This is a genomic window from Pseudomonas sp. PS01303 (assembly GCF_029959385.1).
GTDB classification, from domain to species: domain Bacteria; phylum Pseudomonadota; class Gammaproteobacteria; order Pseudomonadales; family Pseudomonadaceae; genus Aquipseudomonas; species Aquipseudomonas rustica.
The window spans coordinates 1-13,993 of sequence record NZ_JASCPK010000155.1; the positions used below are offsets into that span (position 1 = coordinate 1).

The window sequence follows — 13,993 nt, forward strand, 5'->3', positions numbered from 1 at the left end:
AGCAAGCTTTGCTCCTACAAAGGCGAATCGTGCCGCGTAGGAGCAAAGCTTGCTCGCGAAGGGGCCAGTACAAACACCACACAAATCCCGGACAAACAAAAACGCCCCCGGTCTCGCGACCGGGGGCGTTTTCATTCAGCCTGAACTAATGACTCAGTTTTTGGCTTTCTTGGCAGCGCGGGTACGCTCGCTTTCGTCCAGGATCTTCTTGCGAAGACGGATGGACTTAGGAGTTACTTCGCACAGCTCGTCTTCCTGGATGTATTCCAGAGCCTGTTCCAGAGTGAACTTCACTGGTGGAACCAGAGCGATGGTTTCGTCTTTACCCGAAGCACGCATGTTGTCGAGCTTCTTGCCCTTGGTAGGGTTAACGCCCAGGTCGTTGTCGCGGCTGTTCTGACCAACGATTTGACCGTTGTAGATCTCTTGACCGTGTTCTACGAACAGCTTGCCACGAGCCTGCAGGGTTTCCAGCGAGTAGGTCAGTGCCTTACCGGTTTCAACCGAAACCAGAACGCCGTTCTGACGGCCGGACATGTGGCCCGACTTGACGGTGTCGTAACGATCGAAGATCGAGGTCAGGATGCCAGCACCGTTGGTCAGGGTCAGGAACTGGTTACGGAAACCGATCAGACCGCGAGCAGGGATGTTGTATTCCAGACGAACACGGCCCTTACCATCCGGAACCATGTTGGTCAGGTCGCCTTTACGCAGACCCATCTCTTCCATGACCTTGCCCTGCGAATCTTCAGGGATGTCGATGGTCACGTTTTCGAACGGTTCTTGTTTAACGCCGTTCACTTCACGAATGATTACTTCCGGACGGCCCAGGGCCAGCTCGAAGCCTTCGCGACGCATGGTTTCGATCAGTACCGAGAGGTGCAGCTCACCACGGCCGGAAACCTTGAACTTGTCAGCCGAGTCGCCTTCTTCAACGCGCAGTGCAACGTTGTACAGCAGCTCTTTGTCCAGACGATCCTTGATGTTACGGGAGGTCACGAACTTGCCTTCTTTACCGCAGAATGGCGAGTCGTTTACCTGGAAGGTCATGGAAACGGTTGGCTCGTCAACGGTCAGAGGCTTCATCGCCTCAACGGTCAGCGGGTCGCACAGGGTGTCGGAGATGAACAGCGATTCCATACCGCTGATGCAAACGATGTCGCCTGCTGCAGCTTCTTCAACGTCGATACGGTGCAGACCGTGGTGACCCATCAGCTTCAGGATACGACCGTTGCGACGCTTGCCGTCGGCACCGATAGCCACAACCGGGGTGTTCGGCTTGACGCGACCACGAGCGATACGGCCAACGCCGATAACACCCAGGAAGCTGTTGTAGTCCAGTGCGGAGATCTGCATCTGGAACGCGCCTTCACGGTCGACTTTAGGGGCCGGAACGTGATCGACAACCGCTTGGTACAGCGGGGTCATGTCTTCAGCCATGTCGGTGTGATCCAGACCGGCAATGCCGTTCAGGGCCGAGGCGTAAACAACCTGGAAGTCCAATTGTTCTTCGGAAGCACCGAGGTTGTCGAACAGGTCGAAGATCTGATCCAGAACCCAGTCCGGACGCGCGCCTGGACGGTCAACCTTGTTGATGACCACGATTGGACGCAGGCCGGCTTCGAAAGCCTTCTTGGTCACGAAACGGGTTTGCGGCATAGGGCCGTCTTGAGCGTCAACCAGCAGCAGAACGGAGTCAACCATCGACATTACGCGTTCAACTTCGCCGCCGAAGTCGGCGTGGCCCGGGGTGTCCACGATGTTGATGTGGTAGCCGTTCCAGTTGATGGCGGTGTTTTTCGCCAGAATGGTAATACCGCGCTCTTTTTCCTGGTCGTTGGAGTCCATCACGCGCTCGTCGTTGAGCTCGTTGCGCTCCAGAGTGCCGGATTGACGCAGGAGTTTGTCTACCAGGGTGGTTTTACCATGGTCAACGTGGGCAATGATGGCGATGTTACGTAGATTTTCGATCACTTGTGTATCTCGATCAGAGGATTCGGTTTGCTGACAAGTCTTGGCAGCGATTAGCAGTAGTGTCCGGCATGGCCGTTACAGCTTGACGGCGGTGTCGGGGGGCCGGTGACGCAGGCCACAGGCAAACAGCCCCGGGCACTTAGCTCGGTCGATAAACGCGCACATTGGCATGCCCCTCACTGAGCAAATGGTGAGCATGCAGGCGACTCATCACGCCTTTGTCGCAATACAGCAGGTACTGGCGAGTCGGATCCAGCTCCTTGAAACGAGCGTTCACTGCGTAGAACGGCATCGTCTGTACTTCTACGCCAGCGAGTTCCAGCGGCTCATCCTCGGCGGCATCCGGGTGACGGATGTCGATCACGATCTGGCCGGCCAGTGCTTCGCTGACTTCTTCAATCTGTACGTCCTGGCCCAATTCGTCGATCACGCGATCGATCGGCACCAGTTTGGCGTTTTCGAGCGCACGCTCGAGCACCGCCATGTCGAATTCTTTCTCTTCGTGCTCAACGCGACCGCGTTTGGCGGCGGTCTTCGGGTTGACCGAAATGACCCCGCAGTATTCCGGCATGTGCCGGGCGAAATCGGCGGTGCCGATTTCATTGGCCGTGTCGATGATGTCCTGCTTGTGCGCCACGATCAGCGGGCGCAGGACAAGCTTGTCGGTCACGCAGTCGATCACCGACAGGTTCGGCAACGTCTGGCTCGACACCTGGGAGATCGCTTCGCCGGTGACCAGTGCTTCGATCTGCAGGCGGTCAGCGATGTTGGACGCCGCGCGCAACATCATACGCTTCAATACGACGCCCATATGACTGTTATCGACTTTGCCGAGAATTTCGCCGAGAACTTCTTCGAACGGAACACTGACAAATAGCACGCGTTGCGAGCTGCCGTACTTCTTCCAGATGAAATGCGCGACTTCCATAACGCCCAATTCATGGGCACGACCGCCCAGATTGAAGAAACAGAAGTGGGTCATCAGGCCGCGACGAATGATCTGGTAGGCCGCAACGGTCGAGTCAAAGCCGCCGGACATCAATACCAGTGTCTGCTCAAGGGCGCCGAGCGGGTAACCGCCGATGCCGTTGTGCTGGCTGTGAATCACAAACAACCGTTTGTCGCGAACTTCGATACGGACTTCGATTTCCGGCGATTTCAGGTCGATACCGGCAGCACCGCACTCACGACGCAGCTTGCTGCCGACGTATTTTTCCACGTCCATCGAGCTGAACGCGTGCTTGCCGGCACGCTTGCAACGCACCGAAAAGATCTTCCCGGCCAGCGCATCGCCGTAGTGCTCTTTGCACTTCTCGGTGATGTCGTCGAAGTCGCCCAGCGGGTACTCGTCGATCTGCAGAAAGTGCGCGATGCCCGGCATGCAGGTCAGGCGCTCACCCATCTCTTTCAAGGCTTTGGCGTCGGTAATGCGGGTTTCCAGCTCGAGATTGTCCCACACACCGTTCACCACCACGGCCGGGTCCAGGTCGCGGAGCACGGTGCGGATGTTCTTGGCCAACTGGCGGATGAATTTCGTCCGGACAGGTCGGCTTTTGATGGTGATCTCGGGGAAGACTTTTACGATTAGTTTCATGAAAACAGCGCGCGAACGGCCAGCCGAAAAAGGGGGGCGCGGATTATAGCGGAAATTGCTCAAGGTTTAACCAGTTAATGTGCAGAAGGTTTTGTCTGCACCAAAACGGGTCATTTTCGATTAAGGACGCTACATTAGGGGGCGAGATTTGCAGCATTAAGACGCTTTGCACCTTAATAAGCGTGAATTTGGGGCAAAAAACCCATGCTGGGGCACTGGCATGCAATTTGCTCCCTTGTGAGGCAGGTTGCCTTGGCAGAGTATTCACGCCGGCATCACCCACATTTAAGGGCATCCACTACCAAGCCCGAAGCCACCCGGAGGACATATGTCGAAGACGGTTCAACTCATCAAAGATCATGACGTCAAGTGGATTGATCTGCGCTTCACGGACACCAAAGGTACTCAGCACCACGTGACCATGCCGGCTCGCGATGCTTTGGACGACGACTTCTTCGAAGTCGGCAAAATGTTCGACGGCTCCTCCATCGCTGGCTGGAAAGGCATCGAAGCCTCCGACATGATCCTGATGCCGGTTGACGAAACTGCCGTTCTCGACCCGTTCACCGAAGACGCCACCCTGATCCTGGTGTGCGACATCATCGAACCTTCGAGCATGCAAGGCTACGACCGCGACCCACGTGCGATCGCCAAGCGCGCCGAAGAACACCTGAAAGCCACCGGTATCGGTGACACCGTATTCGCCGGTCCAGAGCCAGAATTCTTCATTTTTGACTCGGTGAAATTCAAGTCGGACATCTCCGGCTCGATGTTCAAGATCTACTCCGAGCAAGGTTCGTGGATGTCCGACCAGGACATCGAAGGCGGCAACAAGGGTCACCGTCCAGGCGTCAAAGGCGGCTACTTCCCGGTTCCACCGTTCGACCACGACCACGAAATCCGTACCTCCATGTGCAACGCACTGGAAGAAATGGGCCTGACCGTTGAAGTTCACCACCACGAAGTGGCGACTGCCGGCCAGAACGAAATCGGCGTCAAGTTCAACACCCTGGTGAAGAAAGCCGACGAAACCCAAACCCTGAAGTACGTTGTACACAACGTTGCTGACGCTTACGGCCGCACCGCGACCTTCATGCCGAAGCCACTGTACGGCGACAACGGTTCGGGCATGCACGTACACATGTCGATCTGGAAAGACGGCAAGAACACCTTCGCAGGTGAAGGCTATGCCGGCCTGTCCGACACCGCTCTGTACTTCATCGGCGGCATCATCAAACACGGTAAGGCCCTGAACGGCTTCACCAACCCGGCGACCAACTCGTACAAGCGTCTGGTACCAGGCTTCGAAGCTCCGGTCATGCTGGCCTACTCGGCTCGCAACCGTTCCGCTTCGATCCGTATTCCTTACGTGTCGAGCCCGAAAGCCCGCCGTATCGAAGCCCGCTTCCCGGATCCGGCTGCCAACCCGTACCTGGCCTTCGCAGCACTGCTGATGGCCGGTCTGGACGGTATCCAGAACAAGATCCACCCTGGCGACGCTGCTGACAAAAACCTGTACGACCTGCCGCCTGAAGAGGCGAAAGAGATCCCACAAGTTTGCGGCAGCCTGAAAGAAGCCCTGGAAGAGCTGGACAAGGGCCGCGCGTTCCTGACCAAGGGCGGCGTATTCTCCGACGACTTCATCGACGCTTACATCGCGCTGAAATCGGAAGAAGAAATCAAGGTTCGCACCTTTGTACACCCACTGGAATATGAGCTGTACTACAGCTGCTGATCCGGTAGCGCCGCGTTTCTCGGCGTGACAAAAAGAGGCCTCCTTCGGGAGGCCTTTTTTATTGCAGATCAAAAGATCGCAGCCTTCGGCAGCTCTTACATCGATCCCTGTAGGAGCTGCCGAAGGCTGCGATCTTTTGACTTTGCTTTTCAATTCCAATTGTTAACAGCTTGGGCCTCTCGCCCACCCTGACCTATGCTGCACCCCATCGCTTTCAATCCCGGTCGATTTCATGGGTCGCACCTTTCTCTATATTCTATTGTTGATCGCCCTGCCCGCCGCCGCGCAGATCTACAAGTACACCGATGCCAACGGCAACACCGTCTACAGCGATCACTCGCCGGACGGCGTACAGGCGCAGCCCGTGGAGTTGCCGCCGCTCAATCGCGTCGAGCCGCAAGCGCCGAGCGCACCCCCTGCGCCCGTCAGCGACAACCGTGAACTTCAACGCAACGCCTACGACATCCTCGAACTCGCCGGGCTGCCCACCGAAGAAGCCCTGCGCGCGAACAACGGCACCTTCACCGTCAACGTGCTGATCAAGCCGCGTCTGCAACCGCCGCATCAACTGAGGCTTGTACTCGATGACGAACCCTACGGTCAGCCAAGCAATGTGCCGATCCTGCAATTGGTCAACGTCGATCGCGGCGAACATCGCCTCGCCGTGCAGGTCATCGACGGTCAGACGATCATTCAACAGAGCCCGCCAGTCGCCCTCAGCGTACAGCGGGTGCACACGCCATGATCCGCGCATGGCTGATCGTCGCGATGGCGCTGGTGACACTGCAGGCCTCAGCCGAGGTGTTCACTTACATTGATTCGCAAGGTAACCGCGTCTACACCGATCAACCGCGCAGCAACGCCAAGCGCGTACCGATCGCGACCAGCAATCGCATGTCCGCCAATCCAACCGCTGCCGCACCGATCACCACCGCAAAAAAATCCCCGGAACAACCACCCTTCCACTACGACATGCTGCGCATTCTGGTGCCCGAACCCGATGCCACGATTCGCAGCAGCGCCGGCGAAATCATCGTCAGCGTCACCAGCGAACCCGGCCTGCAACGCGGTCACCGCTATCGTCTATTACTGGACGGCCAGGCCACCGGCGAACCCGGCCTGAGCCCTGTGTTCCCGCTGAACAACATTGATCGCGGCAGCCACAATCTCTCAGTTGAAATCCTCGACTTGGAGGGCCGCACCGTCGAACGCACCGCCAACCAGCCGTTCCACATGTTGCGCATTTCCCTCGCGCAGAAGCGCCAGGTCAAACCCTGCGTCGCCGACGACTACGGCGTACGCCCGGAATGCCCTTTGAAAGACAAACCGCCCGAGCCGAAAAACCCCTTCCTGCGTTTCTTCTAACGCCGTTCAGCTTTGCGCACTATATTGGTGCAATAGCCTGCACCGTACTCACATTCCAACCCATTTTGGTTCGAAACTACCCGCGAGAGCTGGCCCAGTGCCACGTAAACGAGCGTCAAACGCCTGTTTCAGGGGTTAAGCGCTTCTTTTCAGAGCCTTGGTTTGTTTTTTGCATTTTGCCGATACCGACGCTTGCTTGTTGCGCACGCTCCGCCCCCAAAAGAGGCTCCGATGACCATTAGCGACGCAATCCACCGTTTGCTGCTCGACAACCTGACCACCGCCACCATCCTGCTCGACGCCGAATTGCGCCTTGAGTACATGAACCCGGCGGCGGAGATGCTGCTCGCCATCAGCGGGCAGCGTAGCCATGGGCAATTCATCAGCGAGCTGTTCACTGAATCCACCGAAGCGCTGAATTCGTTGCGCCAAGCGGTAGAGCAGGCGCACCCGTTTACCAAGCGCGAAGCGATGCTCACTGCCCTCACCGGCCAGACCTTGACCGTGGATTATGCGGTTACGCCGATCCTCAGTAACGGCGCGACCATGCTCCTGCTGGAAGTGCATCCGCGTGATCGCTTGCTGCGGATCACCAAGGAAGAGGCGCAAATTTCCAAACAGGAAACCAGCAAAATGCTGGTGCGCGGCCTCGCACACGAAATCAAGAATCCGCTGGGCGGCATCCGTGGCGCTGCGCAGTTGCTCGCCCGCGAACTGCCGGAAGAAAGCCTGCGCGATTACACCAACGTGATCATTGAAGAGGCCGATCGCCTGCGCAATCTGGTCGACCGCATGCTCGGTTCGAACAAGTTGCCGTCGCTGGCGATGTGCAACATTCACGAAGTGCTGGAACGCGTCTGCCATCTGGTCGAAGCGGAAAGTCAGGGCTGCATCACCTTGGTGCGCGATTACGACCCAAGCATTCCCGACGTGCTGATCGACCGCGAACAAATGATTCAGGCGGTATTGAACATCGTGCGCAACGCGATGCAGGCGATCAGCAGCCAGAACGAGCTGCGTCTGGGCCGCATCAGCCTGCGCACCCGCGCCATGCGCCAGTTCACCATCGGCCACGTCCGCCATCGTCTGGTGACCAAGATCGAGATCATCGACAACGGCCCGGGGATCCCCGCGGAACTTCAAGAAACCATTTTCTTTCCCATGGTCAGCGGACGCCCGGACGGTACCGGACTCGGCCTGGCCATTACCCAGAACATCATCAGCCAGCACCAGGGCCTGATCGAGTGTGACAGCCATCCAGGCCACACCACCTTCTCGATCTTTCTGCCACTGGAACAAGGAGCCACATCGACATGAGCCGTAGTGAAACCGTGTGGATCGTCGATGACGACCGTTCTATCCGTTGGGTTCTGGAAAAGGCCTTGCAGCAGGAAGGCATGACCACCCAGAGCTTCGACAGCGCCGATGGCGTGATGAGTCGGCTGGCCCGTCAGCAGCCTGACGTGATCATTTCCGACATCCGTATGCCGGGTGCCAGCGGTCTGGATCTGTTGGCGCGGATTCGCGAGCAGCACCCACGGTTGCCGGTCATCATCATGACCGCTCACTCCGATCTGGACAGCGCTGTCGCCTCGTATCAGGGCGGCGCGTTCGAGTACCTGCCGAAGCCGTTCGACGTTGATGAAGCGGTGTCGCTGGTCAAGCGCGCCAACCAACACGCGCAAGAGCAGCAAGGCCTGGAAGTCGTACCAGCACTGACCCGCACCCCGGAAATCATTGGCGAAGCGCCGGCGATGCAGGAAGTGTTTCGCGCCATCGGGCGCTTGAGCCACTCCAACATCACCGTGCTGATCAACGGCGAATCCGGCACCGGCAAAGAACTGGTCGCCCACGCCCTGCACCGCCACAGCCCGCGCGCGGCTTCGCCGTTTATCGCGCTGAACATGGCGGCGATCCCCAAGGATCTGATGGAGTCCGAGCTGTTCGGCCATGAGAAAGGCGCCTTCACCGGCGCGGCGAATTTGCGTCGCGGCCGCTTTGAACAGGCTGACGGCGGCACGCTGTTCCTCGATGAAATCGGCGACATGCCGGCGGATACGCAAACCCGTTTGCTGCGGGTTCTGGCCGATGGCGAGTTCTATCGCGTTGGCGGGCATGTGCCGGTCAAGGTCGATGTGCGCATCATCGCCGCGACCCACCAGAATCTGGAAACCCTGGTGCACGCTGGCAAATTCCGTGAAGACTTGTTCCATCGCCTCAACGTGATCCGCATCCACATCCCGCGCCTGTCGGATCGTCGTGAAGACATTCCGACCCTGGCCAAACACTTCCTCAGCCGCGCCGCGCAAGAACTGGCGGTCGAGCCGAAGCTGCTGAAAAGCGAGACCGAGGAATACCTGAAAAACCTGCCGTGGGGCGGCAACGTGCGTCAGCTGGAGAACACCTGCCGCTGGATCACGGTGATGGCGTCCGGGCGCGAAGTGCACATCAGCGACCTGCCGCCGGAACTGCTGAACCTGCCGCAGGATTCGGCGCCAGTGACCAATTGGGAGCAGGCGCTGCGCCAGTGGGCCGACCAAGCCTTGGCGCGCGGCCAGTCGAGTTTGCTCGACAGCGCGGTGCCGGCGTTTGAGCGAATCATGATCGAGACGGCGCTGAAGCACACGGCCGGACGTCGGCGTGATGCGGCGGTGTTGCTGGGTTGGGGGCGTAACACCCTGACGCGCAAGATCAAGGAATTGGGGATGAAGGTTGATGGGGCGGATGAGGATGAGGGGGATGAGGGTTAAACCCCAAGTTCTTCGCTGAACGTCAGACCAATCGCGAGCAGGCTCACTCCTACAGTTGGAATGCGCTCCCCTGTAGGAGTGAGCCTGCTCGCGATGCTTTTGAGGCCACTGTGCACCGCATGGATGCACGATGACCCTTGATCGGGCACTGCCAGTCTTCCGAAAGACCACCTCAAAACCTTAAAAGCGCAGACTTCAAAAAACACGAAAGCCCCGAATCCCGGGGCTTTCGCGTTTCTGCTCAGCTTTTTTGTTTCAACAAATTAAAACCTGGCACGCGCCCTGCAATACCTCTTACAGGTGATTCGTTTCACCACCCGTTTCGGGGACCTTGGTACAGGCAGGCCGGGGATTCCCCTCTTTACACCGGGCGCAGATCGCCACGCGATGCGCCCACCCTTTTGGGATCCTTGGTACAGGCAGGCCGGGGGTTCCCTCTTTACACCGGACCGACGCGTCACGCGAAGTCCACCCCGTTTTGGGAACCCTGATACAGGCAGGTCAGGGATTCCCGCTTTTATTACTCGCGGAGATGGATCTCCAGCCGCCAGCGGTCATCGACCTTGCTGCCGGCCCAGTCTCCTTGCAGCGGCCGCGCCGCCAGCACCGTCAGCAACAACCCTCCGTCACTCGCTCGCGTGCGCCAGTTCACGTCTTTGCCGTTGAGCTTGAGCTGACCTTTCTGCGCCCGGCCCTCGGCCTGAAACAGCAGCGCCACGGTGCCATCGATGATCTCACCGTGCAGCTTCGGCTCGTTGTTGAACCACACCACCAAACCGCCGTCAGTCACTTCGACTTGCTGCAGCACACTGGGATCCGGCGTGGTCAGACGGCCAATCATCAAGCCGATCATCATGCCGACAATCGCCAGCGAACCGATCACTCGCGGGAATAGTTTCGAACGCCGGTCTGCTTGCGGCGTAGAATGCGCGTCATCTTTACCTTCGGAGCCGTGCATGTTTCACGTCATCCTTTTTCAACCAGAAATTCCGCCGAACACCGGCAACGTTATCAGGCTGTGCGCCAACAGCGGCTGCCACCTGCATTTGATCGAACCGCTGGGCTTCGAGATGGACGACAAGCGCTTGCGCCGTGCCGGTCTCGACTACCACGAATATGCCACGCTGCAACGCCACGCCGACCTCGCCAGTTGCCTGGAAAGCATCGGCAACCCTCGGGTGTATGCGTTCACCACCAAGGGCTCGCGGCCGTTTCATGATGCCGCGTTTGTCCCGGGTGATGCGTTCATCTTCGGCCCGGAAAGTCGTGGCTTGCCGCCGGAAGTGCTCGACGCCCTTGCGCCGGATCAGCGCCTGCGTCTGCCGATGCGTGAAGGCTGCCGTAGCCTGAACCTGTCCAACACCGTGGCGGTCGCCGTGTACGAAGCCTGGCGCCAGAACGACTTTAAATAACACTACACCTGATCGTTCCCACGCTCTGCGTGGGAATGCAGCCGTGACGCTCCGCGTCACTGGACGCGGAGCGTCCCCAGAGGCATTCCCACGCGGAGCGTAGGAACGATCAGCCAAGAAAAAAGCGCCTGTTACGGCGCTTTTTTTCTTTGTAGCCCAGACCGTTTACTGAACGGTTGGCGTCTCGCCGCTTTCCTGCATGCGCTGCAGCTCTTGCGCGTACAGGGCGTCGAAGTTCACCGGAGCCAGCATCAGGGCCGGGAACGAACCACGGGTGACCAGGCTGTCCAGGGTTTCGCGGGCGTACGGGAACAGGATGTTCGGGCAGAACGCACCCAGGGTGTGGCTCATCGAAGCCGCGTCGAGGTTCTTGATCAGGAAGATACCGGCCTGTTGCACTTCAGCGATGAAAGCAACTTCTTCACCGTTTTTCACGGTGACGGACAGGGTCAGCACGACTTCGTAGAAATCACCTTCCAGCGCTTTCTGACGAGTGTTCAGATCCAGACCGACCGCCGGATCCCACTGCTGGCGGAAGATCGCCGGGCTTTTCGGGGCTTCGAAGGACAGGTCGCGTACATAGATGCGCTGCAAGGAGAATTGCGGTGCGGTTTCTTCTTCGCTGGCTGCAGTGTTCTGTTGGTCAGTCATCTCAGATCCTTTCTGATCTTGGGTCTTTTAGGGAGTGCTGTACGTGGGTGCAGCCGTTCAGGCCTTGAGCAGCGCGTCGAGTTTGCCGGCGCGCTCCAGGGCAAATAAATCATCACAACCGCCGATGTGCTTGCTGCCGATCCATATCTGCGGAACGGACGTGCGCCCCGCTTTCTGGGCCATTTCAGCGCGCACCTGCGGCTTGCCATCGACCTTGATCTCTTTGAAGGCCACGCCTTTGTTCTCGAGCAGATACTTGGCTCGGGAGCAATAAGGGCAGTAGTCGCTGGAGTAGACGATGACTTCGCTCATTTATTTCACCAGCGGCAGGTTGTCGCCTTTCCAGCTGGAGATCCCGCCGGACAGCTTGGCGGCGGTGAAGCCGGATTTCATCAGTTCGCGGGCGTGGGTGCCGGCGGTCTGGCCCAGGGCGTCGACCAGAATGATGGTCTTGGCCTTGTGCTTTTCCAGCTCGGCGGTGCGCGCAGCCAGTTTGTCCTGGGGAATGTTGATCGCGCCAACGATGTGGCCGGCAGCGAAATCCTTGGCCGGACGGATGTCCACCACCACGCCTGCGTCTTTATTGACCAGCGCAGTCAGTTCGCCGGTGCTCAGGCTTTTACCGCCGCCCTGCATCGTGTGCGCCAGCAGCAGAGCCAGCAGTACGACGAAGATACCGACAAGAATGTAGTGGTTAGTGGCAAATTCAATCAGGTGAGCAACCATCGAAGGAGGTTCCAGGGCGTTAAAATGTCGGCCAGTATACACAGCCACTATGGTCGGCCAAACCCCGTCCGGCGGTGACGCGGTCGGAACTTAGCTTTAAACTCCAACTCCCTTTTCCATCGCCCTCTTCTTTATTAGCCACGAGTGGATTCCATGACTACCACGCCTAAACCTTTGGTCCTGATGATTCTCGACGGCTTCGGTCACAGCGAAAGCCCCGAATCCAACGCCGTTTTTGCGGCGAAGAAGCCCGTCCTTGATCGCCTGTGGGCCACCGTGCCAAACGGCTTGATCTCGGGCAGCGGCATGGACGTCGGTCTGCCGGACGGCCAGATGGGCAACTCCGAAGTCGGCCACATGAACCTCGGCGCCGGCCGCGTGGTGTATCAGGACTTCACCCGCGTGACCAAGTCGATCCGCGACGGCGAATTCTTCGAGAACCCGACCATCTGCGCCGCTGTGGATAAAGCCGTGGCCGTCGGTAAAGCTGTGCATTTCATGGGTCTGCTCTCCGATGGCGGCGTGCACAGCCACCAGGATCACCTGATCGCCATGGCCGAACTGGCCTTCAAGCGCGGCGCTGAAAAAATCTACCTGCACGCTTTCCTTGATGGCCGCGATACGCCGCCGAAAAGCGCTGCGTCGTCGATCGAATTGCTCGATGCAACCTTCCAGGCACTGGGCAAGGGCCGCATCGCCAGCATTATCGGCCGTTACTTCGCAATGGATCGTGACAACCGCTGGGATCGCGTCGCTCAGGCCTACAACCTGATCGTCGACGGCAACAGCGAATTCAACGCCGCCACCGCGCAGGAAGGCCTCGACGCGGCTTACGCTCGCGGCGAGAGCGACGAATTCGTCAAAGCCACGACCATCGGTGAGCCGGTGAAAGTTGAAGACGGCGACGCCGTGGTGTTCATGAACTTCCGCGCCGACCGCGCCCGCGAGCTGACCCGCGTCTTCGTCGAAGACGATTTCAAGGATTTCGAGCGCGCGCGCCAGCCAAAACTGGCCGGGTTCGTCATGCTGACCCAATACGCGGCAAGCATCCCGGCACCGTCGGCATTCGCCGCGGGCAGCCTGGAAAACGTGCTCGGCGATTATCTGTCGAAGAACGGCAAAACCCAGCTGCGCATCGCTGAAACCGAGAAATACGCGCACGTGACCTTCTTCTTCTCCGGCGGTCGTGAAGAGCCGTTCCCGGGTGAAGAGCGCATTCTGATCCCGTCGCCGAAAGTCGCCACTTACGACTTGCAGCCGGAAATGAGCGCGCCGGAGGTCACCGACCGCATCGTTGAAGCCATCGAAAACCAGCGTTTCGATGTGATCGTGGTCAACTACGCCAACGGCGACATGGTCGGCCACAGCGGTGTGTTCGACGCGGCGGTGAAAGCGGTTGAATGCCTCGACACTTGCGTCGGTCGAATCGTTGAAGCACTGGAAAAGGTTGGCGGTGAAGCACTGATCACGGCTGACCACGGCAACGTTGAAAAAATGGCCGATGAAGAAACCCACCAGGCGCACACCGCGCACACCACCGAGCCGGTGCCGTTCATTTATGTCGGCAAGCGTGATCTGAAAGTGCGTGAAGGCGGCGTGCTGGCGGACGTAGCGCCAACCATGCTGAAGCTGCTGGGTCTGGAAAAACCTGCGGAGATGACTGGCACTTCTATCCTGGTTTGATCCGGATCACCAGAACACCGCAAAACCCTGTAGGAGTGAGCCTGCTCGCGATAGCCATCTGACAGTCAACTACTCTGTTGAATGTCAGTAAGCCATCGCGAGC

Annotated in this window: 13 protein-coding genes; 7 read left to right on the forward strand and 6 right to left on the reverse strand. The window is 58.7% G+C overall.

Going from position 1 to position 13,993, the window contains the following annotated elements; all coding sequences use genetic code 11:
- Positions 1-153: 153 nt before the first annotated feature.
- Together typA and thiI are read right to left on the reverse strand one after the other, a co-directional pair.
- Positions 154-1,974: a translational GTPase TypA gene (typA, locus tag QMX93_RS26300; RefSeq protein ID WP_053116604.1), complete on the reverse strand. Its 1,821-nt coding sequence runs from the start codon at positions 1,972-1,974 to the stop codon at positions 154-156.
- A 139-nt stretch (positions 1,975-2,113) separates the two neighbouring features.
- Positions 2,114-3,568: a tRNA uracil 4-sulfurtransferase ThiI gene (thiI, locus tag QMX93_RS26305; RefSeq protein WP_159815527.1), complete on the reverse strand. Its 1,455-nt coding sequence runs from the start codon at positions 3,566-3,568 to the stop codon at positions 2,114-2,116.
- Positions 3,569-3,896: 328 nt separating this feature from the next.
- On the opposite strand from thiI, the gene glnA reads away from it, so the two are divergent.
- The 5 genes from glnA (at position 3,897) to ntrC (ending at position 9,418) form a co-directional block, all read left to right on the forward strand.
- Positions 3,897-5,303: a type I glutamate--ammonia ligase gene (gene glnA, locus QMX93_RS26310; RefSeq protein WP_008080570.1), complete on the forward strand. Its 1,407-nt coding sequence runs from the start codon at positions 3,897-3,899 to the stop codon at positions 5,301-5,303.
- A gap of 232 nt (positions 5,304-5,535) precedes the next feature.
- The gene (locus QMX93_RS26315; protein ID WP_282358462.1) at positions 5,536-6,048 is read left to right on the forward strand and encodes a DUF4124 domain-containing protein; all 513 of its coding nucleotides are present in this window, start codon (positions 5,536-5,538) and stop codon (positions 6,046-6,048) included.
- Positions 6,045-6,668, forward strand: a complete 624-nt coding sequence (locus QMX93_RS26320; RefSeq protein ID WP_282358463.1) for a DUF4124 domain-containing protein — start codon at positions 6,045-6,047, stop codon at positions 6,666-6,668. Before QMX93_RS26315 ends, QMX93_RS26320 begins: the two co-directional genes overlap by 4 nt.
- Before the next feature lie 231 nt (positions 6,669-6,899).
- Positions 6,900-7,985 (forward strand): nitrogen regulation protein NR(II), encoded by a 1,086-nt coding sequence (gene glnL, locus QMX93_RS26325; RefSeq protein WP_053116600.1) that lies wholly within the window; start codon positions 6,900-6,902, stop codon positions 7,983-7,985.
- Positions 7,982-9,418, forward strand: a complete 1,437-nt coding sequence (ntrC, locus tag QMX93_RS26330) for a nitrogen regulation protein NR(I) (RefSeq protein WP_053116599.1) — start codon at positions 7,982-7,984, stop codon at positions 9,416-9,418. Before glnL ends, ntrC begins: the two co-directional genes overlap by 4 nt.
- Before the next feature lie 520 nt (positions 9,419-9,938).
- Here the strand turns inward: ntrC and QMX93_RS26335 are convergent.
- Entirely contained in the window at positions 9,939-10,376 is a 438-nt protein-coding gene (locus tag QMX93_RS26335) for a hypothetical protein (protein ID WP_053116598.1), read from the reverse strand.
- Between QMX93_RS26335 and QMX93_RS26340 the strand changes: the two genes are divergently transcribed.
- Complete coding sequence (locus QMX93_RS26340; RefSeq protein ID WP_282358464.1) at positions 10,375-10,830, forward strand: tRNA (cytidine(34)-2'-O)-methyltransferase; 456 nt, start codon at positions 10,375-10,377, stop codon at positions 10,828-10,830. The two genes, QMX93_RS26335 and QMX93_RS26340, sit on opposite strands and share 2 nt — an antisense overlap.
- A 165-nt stretch (positions 10,831-10,995) precedes the next feature.
- Here the strand turns inward: QMX93_RS26340 and secB are convergent, their stop codons facing one another.
- The 3 genes from secB to QMX93_RS26355 are packed head-to-tail and all read right to left on the reverse strand — an operon-like array spanning position 10,996 to position 12,207.
- Positions 10,996-11,481, reverse strand: a complete 486-nt coding sequence (gene secB, locus QMX93_RS26345) for a protein-export chaperone SecB (RefSeq protein WP_016772114.1) — start codon at positions 11,479-11,481, stop codon at positions 10,996-10,998.
- Positions 11,482-11,538: 57 nt separating this feature from the next.
- The gene (gene grxC, locus QMX93_RS26350; protein ID WP_007909231.1) at positions 11,539-11,793 is read right to left on the reverse strand and encodes a glutaredoxin 3; all 255 of its coding nucleotides are present in this window, start codon (positions 11,791-11,793) and stop codon (positions 11,539-11,541) included.
- Positions 11,794-12,207, reverse strand: coding sequence for a rhodanese-like domain-containing protein (locus QMX93_RS26355; protein ID WP_008080560.1), 414 nt, complete (start codon positions 12,205-12,207; stop codon positions 11,794-11,796). It abuts the gene before it with no gap.
- A gap of 153 nt (positions 12,208-12,360) precedes the next feature.
- Here QMX93_RS26355 and gpmI point away from each other — a divergent pair, with 153 nt between their 5' ends.
- Positions 12,361-13,890: a 2,3-bisphosphoglycerate-independent phosphoglycerate mutase gene (gene gpmI / locus QMX93_RS26360; protein ID WP_282358465.1), complete on the forward strand. Its 1,530-nt coding sequence runs from the start codon at positions 12,361-12,363 to the stop codon at positions 13,888-13,890.
- Positions 13,891-13,993 lie beyond the last annotated feature (103 nt).